Raw genomic sequence first — 18,358 nt, forward strand, 5'->3', positions numbered from 1 at the left:
CCGTACAGCCGCCGGGCACCGCGGCAGGCAGCGTCTGCGCGGAGGCGGCGGCCGAGACGGGGCTGCCCGTCGGCTGCGAGGTGCGGCTCGGTATGACGGACGGCTGCGCCGGCCAGCTCGCCACCGGCGCGGTGGCACCCGGCCAGTTCGTGGGCGTCCTCGGCACCACCTACGTCCTCAAGGGCGTCAGCCGCGACCTGGTCACCGATCCGGCCGGTGCCCTCTACAGCCACCGGCACCCGGACGGCTGGTGGCTGCCGGGCGGCGCCTCCAACACCGGCGGCGAAGCCCTCGCCCACCGGACCGCCGAGCGGCTGTCCGCGCTGGACGAGGCAGCCGCCGCCCGTGGTCCGGCCTCCTGCGTGAGCTATCCGCTGCGCCGGGAGGGCGAACGCTTCCCGTTCGTGGCGGGCCCGGCCCGTGGCTTCACCCTCGGCACCCCGGCCGACGACACCGACCGGCACCGCGCAGATCTGGAGGGCGTCGCCTTCCTGGAACGGCTCGCCCTGGAGCGGATCGCGGCGCTCGGCGTGCCGGTCACGGCTCCGCTCTACGCGGCGGGCGGCGGCAGCCGCAGCCCGCTGTGGACCCGCATCCGGGCCACCGTGCTGGATATGCCCCTGCGCGTGGCGGACCGGGCGGAAACCGCCTTCGGTGCCGCACTACTGGCGGCCACCGGAACCCTGTACCCCACGCTGGAGAAGGCCGCCGCCGCCATGACGGGGGAGGGCCGGCTCGTCGAACCGGACCCCCGGGAGAAGGCGGCCCTGGACGACTCCTACGCCCGCTTCACCGAGGAGCTGACCGACCGGGGGTGGCTGTGAGGGGACGTACCGGCCTGCCTCAGAAGGGGTGCCAGCGCACCGTGGGATCCGACTCGCGCAGTGAGGTCACCCGCCGCTGGAACTCGGCGCGTGCCGCCGGATTGCCCGGCGCGTGTTGCGCAACCCACGCGCAGCTTGCCGTCTCGCGCGCTCCCCGGAGCACCGCGCACCCCTCCCACTCGCGCACGTCCCAGCCGTAGGTGGCGCAGAACGCCTCGTACTCCTGCTCCGGCAGTCCGTAGCGGTCCAGACTGAGCGCCATCACGACAAGATCGTGTTCGCGCAGGTCCGAGGAGAACGTCTCCAGGTCCACCAGCAGCGGTCCCTGCGGGGTGACGTGGACGTTCCGGGGCAACGCGTCCCCGTGCACCGGACCCGGCCGCAGATGAGGGACGAGTCCGGGCAGCGCGGCGAGGATGTCGTCCCGGCGCGCCCGCAGGAAGGCGGCGTCCTCGCGCGGTACCGCGTCCCCGGCCAGCCGCAGCCACCGCTCGATCCCGCTCAGCAGGTCCCGTGCGGGCAGCGGGCACCCCGTGCCCGATGAACCTGGGGAGGTGAACTCGGGCTCCTCCAGCGCGTGGACGAGCCGCAGCAGCCCGGCCAGGTCGGCGGCGCCCGCGGGGCGCACCGCGGCGGGGAGCCGCTGCCAGAAGGAGACCGGGTGGTCCCCGACGAGCCGGGCCCGTGGTTCGGCCGCGCGGACCGCGGGCACGCCCTCGCGCTCCAGCCAGGTCGCCACCCGCAGTTCGTGCTCGGCGCGCGCCAGCAGTCCCGGGTCCCGGCCGATGCGTACGACGGTCCCGCCCAGGGCGAAGACGGCGTTCTCGCCGAGGGACAGCAGTTCCGCCGTACCGCCGGGGCCGCCCGTCGCCGCGGCCAGCACCTCCCGCGCCAGATCCTCGGTGAATGCCACGCTGCTCGCCATCGCCTGTGCTCTCCCTGCTCTTGGTCGATCTTCCACCAGGCTGTCAGGGTGCCCCGTCCGTCGCCGCACAGCCCCCGTCTCAAATGCGGCGTATCTCTCATCTCCGCGACGCAACCGATGATCCCGCCGAGAGGTCTGCATCATTGACAAGTTCGGTGAAAACGGGCAGTTGGGAGCAGTAGTGCGCAGCAAGCGGGGCAGCAGGCCGGGGACCGTGGCGACAGTCGCCGCGGTGGGAACGGTGGCGGTCGGTCTGCTGACGGCGTTCGTCGGGACGAGTGCGGGGGCCGCCGCCTCCGGCCGGCACCCCGGCTGGGAGCAGAGCGTGCGGGCGGCGCGTGTGCAGCAGCAGGCCGCGGCTCCCGCCCACAGGCCGTCCCACGCGAAGCCGGCGAAGCCGAAGGCGCCCCGGAAGGTCAGCCGGTCGATAAGCCACCACACGGTCGCCGGCGGCCGCTCGGTCTCGCTCACCCTGGACGACGGTCCGCACCCGGAGTGGACGCCCAAGACGCTGGATCTGCTGCGCCGCTACCACGTCAAGGCGACCTTCTGTCTGATAGGTCCGAACGCCGAGCGCCATCCGAAGCTCGTCAAGCAGATCGTCGCCGAGGGGCACCGGCTGTGCGACCACTCGGTCGACCACGACACGGGTATGGACCACAAGTCGGTGGCCTACCAGAAGCAGCAGATACTCGGTGCCAAGCGCATGATCGACAAGGCGTCCGGCGGTGCGCGCGTCCACTACTACCGCGCCCCGGGCGGGGCCTTCACCCCGGCCAGCCGTCGGATCGCGGCCGAGCACGGCATGCGGCCGCTCGGCTGGATCGTCGACCCGGGGGACTGGCAGCTGCCCGGTACGGAGGCGATAGTCCGGCACGCCAAGGAACAGGTCGAGGACGGGGCGGTGCTCCTGTTCCACGACGGTGGCGGGGACCGCTCCGAGTCCTATCAGGCGCTACAGCAGTTGCTGCCGTGGCTGAAGGAACAGGGGTACAGCTTCAGCTTCCCGAAGGCCTGACTGCAGCGTTCCGAAGGGTTGACCGGCCACGGTCAGTGGTTAAAGTCTAGACCAATCCCCACTGTGTGCTCTCCCCCCACCGAAGGAGCTGAGATGCACCGAACGACGCGTCAGAAGCAGCACAGCAGACGGAAGGTGGCGGCGCTGACCGGCGCCGGCCTCGCACCCGTCCTGGTCCTGGGCCTCACGGCGACCCCTGCCAACGCGCACGGCTGGGTCACCAACCCCGCGAGCCGGCAGGCCCAGTGCGCCACCGGAGTCGTCTCCTGCGGCCAGATCAAGTGGGAACCGCAGAGCGTCGAGGGCCCCAAGGGGCTCAAGGACTGCGCCGGCGGCAACTCGCGCTTCGCCGAACTGCGCGACGACAACAAGGGGTGGAAGGTCACCAACGTCGGCCGCTCGGCCACCTTCAACTGGAAGCTGACGGCCCAGCACCGCACCTCCACCTGGCAGTACTTCATCGGCAACACGAAGATCGCCGAGTTCGACGACGGTGGCGCCAAGCCCCCGGAGTACGTCTCGCACAACGTCAACTTCCAAGGATTCACCGGCAAACAGAAGGTGCTCGCGGTGTGGAACGTCGCGGACACGGCCAACGCCTTCTACGCCTGCGTCGACGTCAACATCGGCGGCTGACGCGGCCACCCGCCTCCCGGCCGGGGTGACTCCACCTCCCCCCGGCCGGGTGGCCCCACGCCCGACGGCCGGCCCACTCCCGGCCCGACGGGCGGCTCACGGCCACCCCGTCGGGGGTGGCCGTGGTCGTGCGCGGCCGAGTGCGCGGCGCGGCCCGATCCGCGCCTCCTTCCGCCGGTCGCCGACCTTCCGCGGCCCGTACCGATCTGATTTCGTCATTCGGTTACCCGCGCGCAATTCACTCGCGGGTAACCGCAATTCTTGCGTCACAACCGACGCATTGGCCACCGCCAACTCTCTTTGCCCGCAAGGCGATCGGCGAGTCTGCGGGCGACACGCCGAATCATCGGCGTTCCACGGCTGGCTTCTTGGTCGCTTTGCGACTCGACTGCCTTGATTCCAGGGGGAGTTCAGGGAAAGGCTGGATTCCTATTATGGACAGCCTTATGGGGAAACCGTTTGCTCGAATCCTGTATTGCGGCACGCTTCTTTTCAAGGAACGGCCCGCCGAGGCGAGCCGGGCAGCCCGAAACCCCCACTCCTGCAAGGAGGTCCCGTTGCCCCTTGCCCTCCTGGCTCTGGCCATTGCAACGTTCGGTGCGGGCACGGCCGAGTTCGTGATGATAGGTCTACTGCCCGAGGCCGCCTCCGACATGGGAGTGAGCATCTCCGCTGCGGGTGGCTATGTGTCCTTCTACTCACTCGGTGTCGTGATCGGGGCACCGCTTCTCACCCTCGCGGGTATGCGGATCCGCCGTAAGACAATACTGATCGCGATGACCGGCCTGTTCATTTTCGGAAACACAGCGTCAGCCCTTGTCCCGAGCCATGAACTGCTGCTGGCGGCACGCTTTATGGCGGGGCTCCCGCACGGTGTGTTCTTCGGAATCGGCGCTGTTGTCGCAGCCGGGCTCGTCGCGCCCGAAAAACGCGGCAGAGCCCTTTCGGTGGTGCTGGTCGGTGTGCCGATGGCCAACATCGTCGGCTCGCCGCTGGGCACCCTGCTCGGACAGACGGTCGGCTGGCGGTGGACGTTCATCGTCGTGGCGGGCATCGGTCTGCTGGGGCTCGTCTCCCTGGCGACCCTGATCCCCGTGCAACAGGAACCCGGCAGAGGCACCGTCCGCGGTGAACTTGGCATATTCAAAAGACCGCAGGTGTGGCTCGCCTACGCCGTGGTGGTGTTCGGCTTCGCCGGCACGTCCTCGTTCTACACCTACATCCAACCCCTGGTGACCCAGGTCAGCGGCTACACCCCTACGGCGGCCACCGCACTGCTGGCCCTGTCCGGGGCCGGAATGACGGTGGGCACCATGCTCGGTGGACGGCTCGCCGACTGGCCGGTACGCACCATGTGCGGCGCCCTGCTCGCACTGGCCCTGTCGCTGAGCATGTTCCTGCTGACGGCGCAGAACACCGTCCTGGTCGCCGTCAATGTGTTCCTCACCGGCATCGCGGGCATGGCCGCCATCCCCAGCGTCCAGGCCCGCATCCTCGACCACGGCAGGGACGCCCCCGAACTCGGCTCCGCCAGCATCCAGTCCGCCTTCAACATCGCCAACTCGCTGGGCGCCTCGCTCGGCGGAGTCGTCATCGCGGCCGGCTTCGGCCTCACCTCCCCGAGCTGGCTGGGGGCCCTGCTGGCGCTGGCGGGCGCCTGCTTCGGACTCCTGTCGGGGTGGCTGGACCGCGGCTCGCGCTCCTGGGAGGTCGCGCCCTCCACCGCCTCCTGGAAGAGCGTCAAATCGGAGGCGTTATGCGGCCGGGGCGTACGACGCCCCCCGCGGGCCACGACGACGGGCGGAGAGAAGGGCGAGCGGAACCTCACCTTCTCCCCGCCGCGGCGGGCCGGCGCACGGCAGCCGGAGCGGCGGCGTCACGGCACCGCGGTGGCCCGCTCGTCCGGGTGTGTCCAGCGCAGCAGCGCCCCCAGGCCACCGACCGGCAGCTCTTCCTGCGGGTCGGCGACCAGCACCTCCGCGTCGGTCGCCAACGCGTTGCGCAGCAGCGCGTCGTCGGCACGCGCGGGCGCGGGCTCGGTCGCCCCGAGGTACTGCAGCTCGGAGCGGCGCACGGCCACCTGGTCGGAACCGTCGCCGACCCACACCTCGCGGTCCCGGTCCGGGCCGCCCGGCCGCAGCAGCAGGGTGTCGACCCGGTGCTCACGTGCCGCCTCCACCAGCGCGGGCACCGTCTCGGCGGTGCCCGACCCGGCGGGAGCGGGTCCGGGCATGTGGGCGGCCCGCATCGTGTCCAGCGCCTGAGCGGTGTGCCGCGCGACGAACTCTGCGCGGGCCCGTGCCGTCTCCCGGTCCAGGAGCTCCGACGAGGAGCCTGCCGCACGGCCACCGTGCGAGGTCTCCACGGCGATGGACCGCAACTGCTCGGGCAGCCGCTCGTGGACGGCACGCCGCTCGCGTGGGTCGCCGCTGAGGACCAGCACATCGGCGCCGGTGTCCTGGAAGCGGCGTTCGATCGTTTCGGCGATCAGCCCGGCGTTGCTCTCCCAGGTGTTCTCCACACGGAGCTGGAAGTGCTTCTCCGACAGCTCGCCGGTGGCGTTGCGGTGGATGGGCCACTCCTCGCCGGTGGCCTGCCCGGCGCTGTGGGTGCCGTGCGCGTCCACCAGTTCGAAGTCCGCGCCGGTTCGGTCGATGCGCGCCGTGAGGCAGCGCGGATTCTCCCCCAGGAGTTCCGGCAGCGGCGCCAGGTGCGGCAGCGCCGACCAGCTGACCTCGTTGCGGTCGGGAGCCTTGTTCAACGGCAGTTCGAGCACGATGTCGCCGTCCGCGGCGAACACCACGCTGCCCTGCGGCCGGGTCCGGGGGGAGAGCGCGGACAGATGATCGTGGACGGCGTCCACGGTGGACGCGTCGGCCCCCTGCCGCGCCAGCTCGTCCCCCGCGGCGCGGGCCGTCAGCCGGCGCTCGTCACCGGAGGTCTCGGTGGCTCGTGCCGTACTCGTGTAGACGGTTGCCCACGGCCCGTTCCGGTCGAGTAGGGGTGCGAGGGAATCGAGGCGCATGTTTCCTCCCTGCTACTTGGGGGGCGCGTTGTGCTTGTGTCGGCTCAGTTGGCTGTATCCGCGCAGTGGTGTGTCGTCGCCGGTGCGCTCCGTGGCGACCGTGACCACCCGCAGGCCGCGCGGGTACCCCTGGCCACCGGCGTCGACACGGGCCCCATGGCAGGCGGGGCCGCCGCCCGGCCCCGAGCCGGGAGCCGCCGAACAGCCGTGCGATGCGGCGTGTCAGTATCCGGGCATGGCGTCACTGAGCGAACTTCTGCCCCCCGAGGCGATCCGGCTGGAGGTGACCGCCGCCGACTGGCGCGGCGCGCTCCGCGCGGCGGGCGAACTGCTGGTCACACGGGGTGTCACTACCGACGCGTACACGGACGAGATGATCCGCAACGTCGAGGAGAACGGGCCCTACATCGTCATCGCGCCCGGCTTCGCCTTCGCCCACGCCCGCCCGTCGCCCGCGGTGCGTCGCACGGGCATGTCGTGGGTGCGGCTGGCGGAGCCGGTCGCGTTCGGGCACGAGACGAACGACCCTGTCACCCTCGTCGTGGCGCTGGCGGCCGAGGAATCCGGCGCCCACACGGCGGCCATGGCGGCCCTCGCCCGGCTGCTGGGCGACCCGGCGACCGAGGCTGCCCTGCGCACCGCGTCGGACCCCGAGCAGCTGCACCGGGCGCTGGCGGAGCGGGAGCCGGGGGAAGGGTCGCAGGAGTCGCAGCAGGCCACCGACGGCGGGCGGTCGACCGGTGAGCGGACCGACGGGGAGCGGGGCGCACAGGCCGGCGGACCGGCCGTGCAGAAGATCCTCACCGTCTGCGGCAACGGCGTGGGCACCAGCCTCTTCCTCAAGAACACCCTGGAGCAGGTCCTCGACCGCTGGGGCTGGGACCGGCACATCACGGTGGAGGCCACCGACACCATCTCCGCGAAGGGCAAGGCGTCAGAGGCGGCGGCCATCCTCACCTCGCGTGAGATCGCCAGGACCCTCGGGGACGTCGGCGTTCCGGTGAAGGTCGTGGAGGACTTCACCAGCGTGAAGGAGGTGGACGCCACCCTGCGCGACACCTACGACGTGTGAGGACGCGTCACCTCTGCCCGGCGCCCCACCGACGGTCTCACCGAGGGCCACCGAAGAACCACCCGAGCACGGCACGAAGCGGAAGGCTCCATGGACTGGCTGGTCACGATCGCGCAGTTTCTCGTCAAGGAGATCCTGAGCGTTCCCGCGTATCTCATCGGTCTCATCACGGCGGCCGGTCTGCTGGCCCTGAAGAAGTCGGCGGGGCAGATCGTCGGCGGTGCCATCAAGGCCACGCTGGGCTTTCTGCTGATCGGCGCGGGCGCGGGGCTGGTCGTCAGCTCGCTGGCGCCCCTGGGTGAGATGATCCAGGGCGCCACCGGAGCGCACGGGGTGATCCCCACCAACGAGGCGATCGTCGGTATCGCACAGGACAGATTCGGTGCCCGCGTCGCCTGGCTGATGATCGTCGGGTTCGGGCTCGGCCTGCTGCTGGCCCGCTGCACGCCGCTGCGTTATGTCTTCCTGACGGGCCACCACATGCTCTTCATGGCGACGCTGCTGACCATGGTGCTGGCGACCGCGGGGCTGTCCGGCTGGGTCGTGGTGACGGTCGGCGGTGTACTGCTGGGCATCCTGCTCGTCTCGATGCCCGCCTTCGCCCACCCCTGGACCAAGCGCATCACCGGCAACAACAGCATCGCCATCGGCCACTTCGGGACGGCCGGCTATGTGACGGCCGGCGCGGTGGGGCAGCTGGTCGGCAAGCGCAGCCGCAGCACCGAGGAGATGAAGCTGCCCGAGGGGCTGCGCTTCCTGCGCGACTCGATGGTCGCCACGGCGCTGTCCATGCTGCTCATCTACATGATCATGGCGATTCTCCACGTCGTCGAAGCCGGCCGGGCCACGGCCTTCAAGGCGTTCGCCGCCGACAGCGGCGAAGCCGCCACCGGCCTCGGCAACTATCTGATGCAGGCCGTCATGCAGGGTCTGCAGTTCGGCATCGCGGTCGCCGTCATCCTCTTCGGCGTCCGCACCATCCTCGGGGAACTCGTCCCGGCCTTCCAGGGCATCGCGCAGAAGGTCGTGCCCGGCGCCGTGCCCGCGCTGGACGCGCCCATCGTCTTCCCGTACGCACAGAACGCGGTGCTCGTCGGCTTCCTCTCCAGCTTCGCGGGCGGCCTGTGCACGCTCGCCCTGCTCGCCTGGGTGCTCAACCCGGCCTTCGGGCTCGCGCTGGTGCTGCCCGGGCTGGTGCCGCACTTCTTCACCGGTGGCGCGGCCGGCGTCTACGGGAACGCGACCGGCGGCAGGCGGGGCGCCGCGCTCGGCGCCTTCTGCAACGGCATCCTCATCACGCTGCTGCCCGCCGTGCTGCTGAAGGTGCTGGGCACCTTCGGGGACGCGAACACGACCTTCGGGGACGCCGACTTCGGCTGGTTCGGCTCCCTCATCGGCTTCGCCGGCAAGGCGGGCCCGACGGGCGGCATCGTGCTGATGCTCGCCACCGGGGCCGTGGTGCTGGCGGGCGCCGTCCTGGTCCAGAAGCGGGTCGTCGAACCCGGCTGGGACCCCGGGGCACGCCGCGACGCCCTGCTGCCGCCCGGGACGGACGGGGACGGTGCGCCGGCCTCGCCGGCGGGCGCCGCGACGGGTGCGGTCCCGCGCCGCTACGCCAAGCTGGCGCCGCCCGCCGGGGCCCCCACGCCGCCCCCGCCGCCCGAGGACTGAACAGGCTCCGGGCCGCACCGTGTTCCCCACCTGGTTGTCAGTCCCTGCTGTAAGAATCCCAGCACGACACCACAGCCAGGAAGGGTCTGCCATGACTGCGCACTTCGCCACCTCCTCCGACGGCACCGGGATCGCCTTCGAGCGGTTCGGTGACGGCCCGCCCGTCGTCCTGGTCGGCGGCGCGCTCAGCGTCCGCGGCGCCGGTGTGCCGCTCGCCGAGGAGCTGGCGGGCCTGGGGCTGTCCGCGGTGGTGTACGACCGCCGGGGCAGAGGCGACAGCGGCGACACCGAGCCGTACGCGCCCGCACGCGAGGCGGAGGACCTGGCCGCCGTCGTCGCGGCGGTCCGCCGGGAGGAGGACGGAGGACAGGCGTACGCCTTCGGGATGTCCTCCGGTGGCCTGGTCGTACTCGAAGGAGCGGCGCGCGGGGCCTCGCTGAGCAGGATCGTCCTCTTCGAGCCGCCCTTCACCGGCGCCGCCGGCCAGCCGCAGGACCCGGCGCGTGTGGCACGGCTGGCCGAGCTCGTCGCGCGGGGGGAGCGGGGAGAAGCGGTGTCCCACTTCCTCGCGGAGATCATCGGGCTGCCCCCGCAGGCCGTCGAAGGCGCCCGCCGGTCCCCGGCCTGGGAGGACATGAAGAAGATCGCCCACACGCTGTGCTACGACACCGCACTGCTCGGCGACGCCACGCTGCCGGACGAGACGCTGGCGGCCGTGCGGATGCCCGCCCTCGTGCTGAGCAGCGACGAGAGCACCCCGGTGCTGCAGGAAGCGTCCCGGGCGACGGCCGAGGCGCTGCCGCACGCCGAGTACCGCTCCCTGCCGGGCGCCTTCCACCAGGTTCCTCCCGAGGACCTGGCCCCGGTGGTGCGGGACTTCCTCACCACCTGAGCCGGCCCGCACGACGACGGGTGCCCGGCCCTCGCCATGCCCCTCACCACGGACTTCGCCACGGGCCCTCACCACGGTCGGCGGTGCGCGGCGGCGGACCAGGCGGACCCGGCACCGTGCGAGGGCAGGCTCACGGCGGTCACCGTCCTGCCCTGGGCGTGCGAGGTCCACTGCCGCGCAACTCGCAACGCCCTGCTCGTATCCGGCTCCGCATCGCCCTGCTGACGCGTCGGTACTCGGCAGGGGCAGCGCTGGAGTGATGGGATGCGCACGGGCGGCCGAGAACCGCTCGGGCGAGCAAGGACTCCGCCCCGACCTGCCAGAAGGAGACCGGAATGAGCACCCCTGAGGCCGCCGACGGCGCTGGGAACACCGAGTACGGCCGGAAGGCGTTCAAGAGGTCCAAGAGCCACTTCGCCGACCGGATCACGGCCGACGGCCGGGACGGCTGGCCCGTCGAGGCGGGCCGCTACCGGCTGGTGGTCAGCCGCGCGTGTCCGTGGGCCAGCCGAGCCCTGGTCTCGCGGCGGTTGCTCGGCTTGGAGAGCGCGCTCTCACTGGCCGTCGCCGACCCGATCCAGGACGACCGCAGTTGGCGCTTCACCCTCGACCCCGAGGACCGCGACCCGGTGCTCGGCATCCGCTTCCTGCACGAGGCCTACGACAAGCGCGAGACCGACTACCCCGGCGGTGTCAGCGTGCCCGCCATCGTGGATGTGCCGAGCGGCAAACTGGTCACCAACGACTACCAGCAGATCACCCTCGATCTGGCGACCGAGTGGCGACAACTGCACCGGCCGGGCGCGCCCGACCTCTACCCGGAGGCGCTGCGCGCCGAGATCGACGAGGTGGCCGAGGGCATCTACCGGGACGTCAACAACGGGGTCTACCGGGCCGGCTTCGCCACCACGCAGCAGGACTACGAGGTGGCCTACGCCGATGTCTTCCGTCGCCTGGACCTGGTGTCGGAGCGGCTGCGAAACCAGCGCTACCTGGTGGGCGACACCATCACCGAGGCCGACATCCGGCTGTTCACCACGCTGGTGCGGTTCGACGCCGTCTACCACGGTCACTTCAAATGCAACCGCAACAAACTGGAGCAGGACCCGGTGCTGTGGGCGTATGCGCGGGACCTGTACCAGACGCCGGGGTTCGGCGACACGGTCGACTTCGACCACATCAAGCGGCATTACTACGTCGTCCACACCGGCGTCAATCCCACCTCGATCGTGCCCGTCGGACCCGACCTGTCCGGCTGGCTCACCCCGCACCACCGTGAGCAACTGGGCGGCCGCCCCTTCGGGGACGGCACCCCGCCCGGTCCCGTTCCGGCCGGCGAGCAGATCCCCGTGGGGCACCGCCCCTGAGCCCACGGCCCGCCGGAGCGCCCTCGTACCTCAGCGGCCCAGCGGGAAGGTGAGCCACGGCTGCCAGCGGCCTGCCCGGTGGACGACGAGATCGACCGCGTCGATCCGCGCGGTCACCGGCAACCGCTCGGTCAGCCGTGCCTCGATGTGCCGGTGGATGCGGGCGTCGCCGCTGTTGGCGACCGTCAGATGCGGCTCCAGTTCGCCGAAGAGGCCGCCGTAGGGCGGGTGCGAGGGCCAGCGTTCGACCGCCGCCGCGGTGAGGGCACGCAGCGGCGCCGCGGGCTCCGGCACCAGGTACAGCACGCCTGGGAAGGACCCACAGCGCTCGAACCGGAGCGTGAACGGCGGGTGCCGGGTGAACAGCGCGGCCAGCGCCGCCCGCTCGGGCGTCCGTATCCGGTCGCGGTGCAGAAAGGGGAACAGCACCGTCAGATGTGCTGTTCCCCCGTGCCGTGCCGCCGTGTCGTACCGCGCCCGCCAGCCGCGGACGAGCGCGTCCGCCTCGGGTACGGGCACGCTCAGCGCTGTCGTACCGGCCGTGACCGGCCAGCCCTCGTCCGCTTCGGCCGCTTCGCCCGAACCCGCGCCCGGATCGCCGAGCTCCCTGCTCCCCGTGCCCGCCGTGCTTCCAGTGCTTCTCGTGCTTCCCGTGCCTGCCGTGCTGTCCACGGGCGGCACGCTATCCCCAGTGCCGGGTTCAGGCGCCGGGCACCCGGTCCAGGAAGCCCTTGACCGAGGCGATCCGGCCGTCCTCGGCCAGCGTCAGCACATCGGAGCCCGCGGCGGGGGAGGAGCCGTCCGCGGTGACGACCAGCTCCCAGGAGAAGCGGGCGATGTCATGGTGCCCGTCGACCACCCCGGTCGGCCGGAACTCGCAGCCGGGGAACTGCTCGCGCGCCGCACCGATCGCGGCGGCCAACGCGTCGTGGCCGGACACCTGGGCGAGCGGGTCGGTGTAGGTGCCGTCCTCGGTCCACGCCGCGGCGACGGCCTTGGCGCGGCTCTCGGCGTCCGGCGCGTTCCAGGCGGCGAAGTAGCGCTCGACAGCGGCTTCGTAGGTGTTCATGGCGTACCGTCCTCGGCTCGGTGGGATCCCGCCGGTCGCGTCCGGCGGCGATGCCACGACAATGCCGCCCGAGCCGTCGTCCGGTCGATTACGCGCGGGGTAATCGCCGGACCGGGCGGGTACGGGCGGAGTTGACGTGATCGCGGCGTGCGGGAAGAGTCCCGCGGGTGGAGATCGACGAACTGACGGAGCCGGAGCGGCGGGTGTGGGAGGCGTTCCCCCGGGGCGGCGCGGTGGACCTCACGGACGCGGACGGCCGATCGGTTCGGGCCCGGGTGCTGCGCTCACTGCTGCTGGCCGCGCCCGAGGAGGACGGGGAGATACCGGCGCTGCGGCTGCGGGGCGCCCGGATCACCGGTGAGCTCAATCTGCACTCCGGTGTCGTCGCGTGCCCGGTGTCGCTGCGGGCGTGCGACTTCGAGGAGACCGTCGTGCTCTACGGCGCGGAGTTCCGGCAGCTCACCATGAGCGAGTGCCGGATGCCGGGGCTGTGGGCGACCACACTGCGCGTGGACGGGTCACTGCGGCTCAACGACTGCCACATTCCGGGGGCCGTGGCCCTCTCCGGAGCGCGCATCGCGGGGGCGCTGTTCCTGAGCCGCGCGGTACTGGGCACCCCGGCCGCGGACGCCGGCGGGGAGCCGTCCGAACGGCCCGAAGCTCCGTTGAAGTTGGACCACGCGACCATCGGCGAGGATCTGCGGGGCACCCGGCTGACCGTGCACGGCAGATCCCGGCTCGAAGGGCTGGGCGTGGCCGGTCTCGTCCGGCTCGACGACGCCCGGCTGCTGAATCCCGGCGACACCGCGCTCCATGCCGAGACGCTGACCGTGGGCACCGATCTGCACGCCATGCGGTTGCACGCCGAGGGCCGTGTCAACCTGCGTGGTGTCACCGTTCCCGGCCAGCTCAACCTCGGCTACGCGCGGCTGTCCAACCCGGGCGGCGTCGCCCTGCGCGCGAGCAGTAGCGCCGTCGGCGAGTTCTGGCTGCGCGAGGTGCCACCCGTCGAGGGGGTCGTCAATCTGCGCCGGGCCCGGATCGACATGTTGTACGCCGAGCCTCAGGTGTGGCCCGCGAGCGTGCGCTTCGACGGCCTGACGTACACCACGCTCGCCCCCGCCCTGCCCGCGGCCGAGCGGCTGGAGGTGCTCGGCCGCGACGGTGACGGCTACGTTCCCTCCGCGTACGAGCAGTTGACCGCGGCCTACCGGCACATCGGCGACGACGCCGCGGCGCGTACCGTGCAGCTCGCCAAGCAGCGCAGACACCGCAGGACGCTGTCGCTGTACGGGCGGCTGTGGGGCCATCTGCAGGATGTGACCGTCGGCTACGGCTTCCGTCCCATGCGGGCCGCGGGCTGGCTGGCCGGGCTGCTGCTCCTGGGCGCGCTCACCTTCGGGCTGCGTCCGCCGCGCCCGCTCAAGGAGGACGAGGCGCCCGAGTTCAACGCCTTCGCCTACGCCCTCGACCTGCTGCTGCCCATCATCGACTTCGGTCAGGAGAAGGCCTACGCGCCGCAGGGCGGGTACCAGTGGCTGGCCTATCTGTTCATCGTCGCGGGCTGGGTGCTGGCCACCACGTTCGTGACGGGCGTCAACCGCGCCGTGACCCGGTCCTGACCGGGCACAGCGTGCCGGTCAGGCCCGCCAGACCGTGGTCGTGTTGCAGAACTCGCGGATGCCGTGCCCGGACAGCTCCCGCCCGTAGCCGGAGCGTTTGACGCCGCCGAACGGCAGGGCCGGATGCGAGGCGGTCATGCCGTTGAAGTAGATGCCGCCCGCCTCCAGATCCTGGGTGAAGCGGTCCATCTCGCACTCGTCCTGCGTCCAAACGTTGGAGCTGAGGCCGAACGGGGTGTCGTTGGCGAGCTCGATGGCCTCGTCCGCGTCCCGCACCCGGTAGAGCGAGGCCACCGGGCCGAACGCCTCCTCGCGGTGGATGCGCATCTGGTCGGTGACACCGGTCAGTACCGTCGGCTCGTAGTAGTAGCCCCGCTCGAGCCCTTCCGGCCGACGGCCTCCGCACGGTGCCTGTGCGCCCTGGGTGAGCGCGTCGGTGACCAGCTCCTCGAGATCGTCGCGGCCCTGCTCGCCGGCGAGCGGGCCGACATCCGTGTCGGGCTCCATGGGGTCGCCGACGGTCAGCGCCCGCATGCCCGCCGTGAACCGTTCGGCGAACGCGTCATAGACGTCGGTGTGGACGATGAAGCGCTTGGCGGCGATGCACGACTGGCCGTTGTTCTGCACACGCGCGGTCACCGCCGTACGCGCCGCCGCGTCGAGGTCGGCCGACGGCATCACCAGATAGGGGTCGCTGCCGCCGAGTTCGAGGACCGTCTTCTTGATCTCGTCACCCGCGACCGAGGCGACCGAACGGCCGGCGCCCTCACTGCCGGTGAGGGTCGCGGCCACCACCCGTGGATCCCGCAGCACCGACTCGATGGCGCCGGAGGAGACCAGCAGCGTCTGGAAGCAGCCCGGTGCGAAGCCCGCCCGGTGGAAGAGGTCGCCCAGATAGAGAGCGGTCTGCGGCACGTTCGAGGCGTGCTTGAGGAGCCCGACGTTGCCCGCCATCAGCGCGGGCGCCGCGAACCTGATGACCTGCCAGAGCGGGAAGTTCCACGGCATGACGGCCAGTACCGGGCCCAGCGGGCGGTAGCGGACCCTGGCCCACACGGCACCCGAGTCCTCGATGTCGTCGGCGGCCGGGTACTCGGGCGCCAGCAGCCCCTCGGCGTTCTCGGCGTACCAGCGCATCGCCTTGACGCACTTGGCGGCCTCCGCCTCGGCGGCGGCCAAGGTCTTGCCCATCTCCGTCGTGATGACGCGCGCGACCCCGCTCGCCTCCCGCTCCAGCAGGTCGGCCGCCGAGTTCAGCAGCCGGGCCCGTTCCTCGAACGTGGTGGTGCGGTAGGAGCGGAAAGCCGCGGCGGCGTCCGCGAGCCGCTGTTCGATCTCCTCGTCGGACAGCGGGTCGAACGTTTTGAGGGTCTCGCCGTCAGCGGGGTTCACCGTGGCGATCGGCATGGCTTGCGGCCTCTCAGCGGTGCGGGCCGGCCGTGGCCGGCCCTGGTGGGGGTCTGGGTCTTCAGGATTCCGTGGCGGGCGGGACGTCCTCGGGGTCGTAGTCGTCCACACCGGCGTCGACCCGCTCCTGCTCCGTGCGCTTGGCCAGCGCCTCGTCATCGGGTTTGTCCGGCATACCGCCGTGTATCCGGCGTTCCTCCGGCCCACGGATCTGGTCGGGCTCGCTTCCTGCCTGGTCCGGCTGGCGCTTGGACATCTCCAGCTCCTCACCTCAGGTAGGGGCATTCAGGTCTGTTCGGGCATTTCCCTCTCTCCAGGGAACACCCATCCGCCCGGTCACACCAAGCGGAACCGGGCACGTTCGACAGCTCTTGATCGTTTCTGTGCCGCAGGCCGTGTCCGAGCCTGCCGCGTCGGCGGCGGCCCTCCCGCCACAGGACGCGTCAGTCTTCGCCGTCACAAGGAGTACCCATGGCAGAACGGAGTGCCGCGGCACACCCCGCCGCACAGGTCCGCCCCGCCGGGCCGAAGGACGTCCCCGTAGCGCTGCGCACCCTCACGCGCGCGTTCGCCGACTACGCCTTCACCCGCCACGTCGTCGCCGCCGACGGCCACCTGCAGCGCGTCGCCCGCTTCCAGGAGCTCTTCCTGACCCGGATCGGCATACCGTACGGGCGGGTATGGGTGGCGGACGGCGGGCAGGCCGTCGCCGTGTGGACGACGCCCGACCGCGACCCGTCCCCCGGCTTCGCCGAGATCGGCCCGCAGCTGGAGGAACTGGCCGGTGACCGCGCCTTCGCCTTCGAGTCCGCTGAGCGGGCACTGACGCCGCACCGCCCGGCCGAACCCGCGTGGTTCCTCGCCACGGTCGGTGTCGACCCCGCCGCGCAGGGCGGCGGCCTCGGCAGCGCCGTCGTACGCGCCGGTCTCGAAGCCGCCGGCCTGGCCGGACAGCCCGCCTTCCTGGAGACCTCCTCCGAACGGAATGTGGCCTTCTACCAGCGTCTCGGCTTCACCGTCACGGCCGAGGTCGACCTGCCCGACGGCGGACCGCGCACCTGGGCGATGCTGCGGCGGCCCGGCGCGGGACCCGCCGTCGGCTGAGCCCGCGGGGCACGCGCCGACCGGGCGCGGCCGTGTCCCGCGGCGCCGTCAGGCGTTCGCCGACGCCGCGCTGATCCCGCTCAGTGTCGAGTCCGGGTCCCGCTCGACCGCCAGGTCGCCCAGGGCCACGACGCCCACCGCTTCCGAGCCCTCCACCACCGGCAGCCGGCGCAGCGCGTGGCGGCGCATGAGCTCGGCGGCACGGCCCGTGTCGTCGTCGGGGGAGACCTTCACCAACTCGGGACTGCACACCTCCCGCACCGTCGTGTGCAGGGGGTCGCGCCCCTCGGCCAGCACCCGGACGGTCAGATCACGGTCGGTGACCAGTCCTCGTAGCTCGTCGCGCTCGGTCACCAGCACCGCGCCGATGTCCTCGTCGCGCATCCGCTGCGCGACCTCACCGACGCCGGTGAGGGTGCCGACCGCGACCGGGGCCGGCGTCATGATGTCGCGCACCCGCTGCGTCATCCCCGTACTCCTTCCGACCGGGCGGCGGCTCCCGCAGCCGCCGCGGGAGGTACCGGGTACCCCGCACCGCCGCCGCCACGCCGGGCGTCTGCCCCGGCCGAAAGGGGGTACTAGGGTCGCCGACATGACGCACGTGGCCCCGACTCAGCAGGACGCCCGGCGGGACGGCCCGGACGGCACAGAGCCCTGGGCGCTGCGGGAGTACGCCTTCCTCGGCGACGGCGAACGCGGCGCGCTCGTCTCCCCGCGCGGCGAGCTGGTATGGCTGTGTGCGCCGCGCTGGGACAGCGACGCCGTCTTCTCGCAACTCATCGGCGGCCAGGGGCAGTACACCGTGCGACCCGCCGACCACTGGCAGATCAGCGGCGGCTTCTACGAGAACGGCGCACTCGTGCGGGTCAGCAGGTGGGTGACCTCCCAGGCCGTCCTCCTCACCCGCGAGGCGCTCGCCCTGCCCTCCGACCCGGAACGGCTCGTGCTGCTGCGCCAGGTGAGCGTCGAGCGCGCCCCGGCCTCCGGTGTGGGCGTGACCATGGTGCTCGATCCCAGGCCCGGTTTCGGGCACGCCCCACTGAGCGGCTGGCAGCGGGCCGAGGAGCCGACCGGGCCCGGCGGGAGCACGCCGGTGTGGACGGCCACCGGCGGCGGACTGCGCGTGCGCTGGTCCGGAGCACCGGAGGCGCGGCCGGACGTGGACGGCGCGCTGCGCGGCACCTTCACGCTGCGCGAGGGCGAGCAGCGCGACCTCGTCCTGGAGATCAGCACCGAGCGCGCCGCCAGCACCGGCAGCCTGGAGGCGCGCGGACTGTGGGAGGAGACGCAACGCCGCTGGCGGCAGGTCGTGCCCGACTGCGACAGCACCATCGCTCCCGGCGACGCCCGGAAGGCCTACGCCGTACTGCACGGGCTGACCAGCAACGCGGGTGGCATGGTGGCGGCGGCCACCACCTCGCTGCCCGAGCACGCGGGCGAGGGCCGCAACTACGACTACCGATACGCCTGGCTGCGCGACCAGTCCTACGCGGGTATCGCCGTGGCCGCGCACGGGCCGCATCCGCTGCTGGACAGCGCCTGCGACTTCGTCACCGCCCGGATCCTGGAGGACGGCGACACGCTGCGCCCCGCCTACACCGTCACGGGCGGAGCCGTTCCCGCCGAGCGCAGCCTGGGGTTGCGCGGGTACCCGGGCGGCAGCGACCGGGTGGGCAACCACGCCGGCCGGCAGTTCCAGCTGGACACCTTCGGCGAGGTCCTCCAG

At 72.1% G+C, this 18,358-nt stretch carries 17 protein-coding genes and 1 pseudogene; 11 read left to right on the plus strand and 7 right to left on the minus strand.

Annotation, left to right across the window (positions count from 1 at the left end):
* On the plus strand, nucleotides 1-824 hold an 824-nt coding region (locus KBY19_RS32335; protein WP_247691651.1), incomplete at its 5' end, for an FGGY-family carbohydrate kinase.
* A 19-nt stretch (nucleotides 825-843) separates the two neighbouring features.
* Here the strand turns inward: KBY19_RS32335 and KBY19_RS32340 are convergent.
* Entirely contained in the window at nucleotides 844-1,749 is a 906-nt protein-coding gene (locus KBY19_RS32340; protein ID WP_210967265.1) for a phosphotransferase enzyme family protein, read from the minus strand.
* 181 nt (nucleotides 1,750-1,930) lie between these two features.
* Between KBY19_RS32340 and KBY19_RS32345 the strand changes: the two genes are divergently transcribed.
* The 3 genes and pseudogenes from KBY19_RS32345 to KBY19_RS32355 all read left to right on the plus strand — a co-directional run.
* Nucleotides 1,931-2,767: a polysaccharide deacetylase family protein gene (locus KBY19_RS32345; protein ID WP_210967266.1), complete on the plus strand. Its 837-nt coding sequence runs from the start codon at nucleotides 1,931-1,933 to the stop codon at nucleotides 2,765-2,767.
* Between the two features lie 93 nt (nucleotides 2,768-2,860).
* Complete coding sequence (locus tag KBY19_RS32350) at nucleotides 2,861-3,403, plus strand: lytic polysaccharide monooxygenase auxiliary activity family 9 protein (protein WP_099885487.1); 543 nt, start codon at nucleotides 2,861-2,863, stop codon at nucleotides 3,401-3,403.
* Between the two features lie 620 nt (nucleotides 3,404-4,023).
* A pseudogene (locus KBY19_RS32355) lies at nucleotides 4,024-4,926 on the plus strand (MFS transporter); the annotation flags it as partial.
* Between the two features lie 353 nt (nucleotides 4,927-5,279).
* On the opposite strand, the gene KBY19_RS32360 reads toward KBY19_RS32355, so the two are convergent.
* Nucleotides 5,280-6,428, minus strand: coding sequence for a Vms1/Ankzf1 family peptidyl-tRNA hydrolase (locus KBY19_RS32360; protein ID WP_210967267.1), 1,149 nt, complete (start codon nucleotides 6,426-6,428; stop codon nucleotides 5,280-5,282).
* 235 nt (nucleotides 6,429-6,663) lie between these two features.
* On the opposite strand from KBY19_RS32360, the gene KBY19_RS32365 reads away from it, so the two are divergent.
* The 4 genes from KBY19_RS32365 to KBY19_RS32380 all read left to right on the plus strand — a co-directional run bounded on the left by KBY19_RS32365 (nucleotide 6,664) and on the right by KBY19_RS32380 (nucleotide 11,430).
* Entirely contained in the window at nucleotides 6,664-7,500 is an 837-nt protein-coding gene (locus KBY19_RS32365; protein ID WP_099885489.1) for a PTS sugar transporter subunit IIA, read from the plus strand.
* A 90-nt stretch (nucleotides 7,501-7,590) separates the two neighbouring features.
* Nucleotides 7,591-9,171, plus strand: coding sequence for a PTS ascorbate transporter subunit IIC (locus KBY19_RS32370; RefSeq protein WP_210955047.1), 1,581 nt, complete (start codon nucleotides 7,591-7,593; stop codon nucleotides 9,169-9,171).
* Between the two features lie 91 nt (nucleotides 9,172-9,262).
* The gene (locus KBY19_RS32375; protein ID WP_099885491.1) at nucleotides 9,263-10,063 is read left to right on the plus strand and encodes an alpha/beta fold hydrolase; all 801 of its coding nucleotides are present in this window, start codon (nucleotides 9,263-9,265) and stop codon (nucleotides 10,061-10,063) included.
* A 335-nt stretch (nucleotides 10,064-10,398) separates the two neighbouring features.
* Nucleotides 10,399-11,430, plus strand: a complete 1,032-nt coding sequence (locus tag KBY19_RS32380) for a glutathione S-transferase family protein (RefSeq protein WP_099885492.1) — start codon at nucleotides 10,399-10,401, stop codon at nucleotides 11,428-11,430.
* A 30-nt stretch (nucleotides 11,431-11,460) separates the two neighbouring features.
* On the opposite strand, the gene KBY19_RS32385 is transcribed toward KBY19_RS32380, so the two are convergent.
* Nucleotides 11,461-11,955, minus strand: a complete 495-nt coding sequence (locus KBY19_RS32385) for a 2'-5' RNA ligase family protein (RefSeq protein WP_221507045.1) — start codon at nucleotides 11,953-11,955, stop codon at nucleotides 11,461-11,463.
* A gap of 175 nt (nucleotides 11,956-12,130) precedes the next feature.
* The gene (locus tag KBY19_RS32390; RefSeq protein WP_099885493.1) at nucleotides 12,131-12,499 is read right to left on the minus strand and encodes a nuclear transport factor 2 family protein; all 369 of its coding nucleotides are present in this window, start codon (nucleotides 12,497-12,499) and stop codon (nucleotides 12,131-12,133) included.
* A gap of 167 nt (nucleotides 12,500-12,666) precedes the next feature.
* Here KBY19_RS32390 and KBY19_RS32395 point away from each other — a divergent pair, with 167 nt between their 5' ends.
* Nucleotides 12,667-14,121: a membrane-associated oxidoreductase gene (locus KBY19_RS32395; protein WP_210967268.1), complete on the plus strand. Its 1,455-nt coding sequence runs from the start codon at nucleotides 12,667-12,669 to the stop codon at nucleotides 14,119-14,121.
* 18 nt (nucleotides 14,122-14,139) lie between these two features.
* Here KBY19_RS32395 and KBY19_RS32400 read toward each other — a convergent pair whose 3' ends face one another.
* Together KBY19_RS32400 and KBY19_RS32405 are read right to left on the minus strand one after the other, a co-directional pair.
* Nucleotides 14,140-15,528, minus strand: coding sequence for an NADP-dependent succinic semialdehyde dehydrogenase (locus KBY19_RS32400; protein WP_099885495.1), 1,389 nt, complete (start codon nucleotides 15,526-15,528; stop codon nucleotides 14,140-14,142).
* Between the two features lie 61 nt (nucleotides 15,529-15,589).
* On the minus strand, nucleotides 15,590-15,784 hold the full coding sequence (locus KBY19_RS32405; RefSeq protein ID WP_099885496.1) for a hypothetical protein: 195 nt from the start codon (nucleotides 15,782-15,784) through the stop codon (nucleotides 15,590-15,592).
* Between the two features lie 215 nt (nucleotides 15,785-15,999).
* On the opposite strand from KBY19_RS32405, the gene KBY19_RS32410 reads away from it, so the two are divergent.
* A complete protein-coding gene (locus KBY19_RS32410; protein WP_185018664.1) occupies nucleotides 16,000-16,632 on the plus strand; it encodes a GNAT family N-acetyltransferase in 633 nt (210 codons plus the stop codon).
* A gap of 48 nt (nucleotides 16,633-16,680) precedes the next feature.
* On the opposite strand, the gene KBY19_RS32415 is transcribed toward KBY19_RS32410, so the two are convergent.
* Nucleotides 16,681-17,100 (minus strand): CBS domain-containing protein, encoded by a 420-nt coding sequence (locus tag KBY19_RS32415; protein WP_099885498.1) that lies wholly within the window; start codon nucleotides 17,098-17,100, stop codon nucleotides 16,681-16,683.
* A 124-nt stretch (nucleotides 17,101-17,224) separates the two neighbouring features.
* Between KBY19_RS32415 and KBY19_RS32420 the strand changes: the two genes are divergently transcribed.
* Nucleotides 17,225-18,358 (plus strand): glycoside hydrolase family 15 protein (locus tag KBY19_RS32420; protein WP_247691653.1); only part of this gene is annotated, 1,134 nt, incomplete at its 3' end.

The sequence above is a fragment of the Streptomyces sp. B15 genome, assembly GCF_018070605.1.
GTDB lineage: Bacteria > Actinomycetota > Actinomycetes > Streptomycetales > Streptomycetaceae > Streptomyces > Streptomyces smyrnaeus.

Bases quoted from the DNA above. Each gene is read 5' to 3' on its own strand.
- KBY19_RS32340 (WP_210967265.1), bottom strand. From the start codon at position 1,749: ATGGCGAGCAGCGTGGCATTCACCGAGGATCTGGCGCGGGAGGTGCTG.
- KBY19_RS32350 (WP_099885487.1), top strand. From the start codon at position 2,861: ATGCACCGAACGACGCGTCAGAAGCAGCACAGCAGACGGAAGGTGGCG.
- KBY19_RS32360 (WP_210967267.1), bottom strand. From the start codon at position 6,428: ATGCGCCTCGATTCCCTCGCACCCCTACTCGACCGGAACGGGCCGTGG.
- KBY19_RS32365 (WP_099885489.1), top strand. From the start codon at position 6,664: ATGGCGTCACTGAGCGAACTTCTGCCCCCCGAGGCGATCCGGCTGGAG.
- KBY19_RS32370 (WP_210955047.1), top strand. From the start codon at position 7,591: ATGGACTGGCTGGTCACGATCGCGCAGTTTCTCGTCAAGGAGATCCTG.
- KBY19_RS32375 (WP_099885491.1), top strand. From the start codon at position 9,263: ATGACTGCGCACTTCGCCACCTCCTCCGACGGCACCGGGATCGCCTTC.
- KBY19_RS32380 (WP_099885492.1), top strand. From the start codon at position 10,399: ATGAGCACCCCTGAGGCCGCCGACGGCGCTGGGAACACCGAGTACGGC.
- KBY19_RS32390 (WP_099885493.1), bottom strand. From the start codon at position 12,499: ATGAACACCTACGAAGCCGCTGTCGAGCGCTACTTCGCCGCCTGGAAC.
- KBY19_RS32400 (WP_099885495.1), bottom strand. From the start codon at position 15,528: ATGCCGATCGCCACGGTGAACCCCGCTGACGGCGAGACCCTCAAAACG.
- KBY19_RS32405 (WP_099885496.1), bottom strand. From the start codon at position 15,784: ATGTCCAAGCGCCAGCCGGACCAGGCAGGAAGCGAGCCCGACCAGATC.
- KBY19_RS32410 (WP_185018664.1), top strand. From the start codon at position 16,000: ATGGCAGAACGGAGTGCCGCGGCACACCCCGCCGCACAGGTCCGCCCC.
- KBY19_RS32415 (WP_099885498.1), bottom strand. From the start codon at position 17,100: ATGACGCAGCGGGTGCGCGACATCATGACGCCGGCCCCGGTCGCGGTC.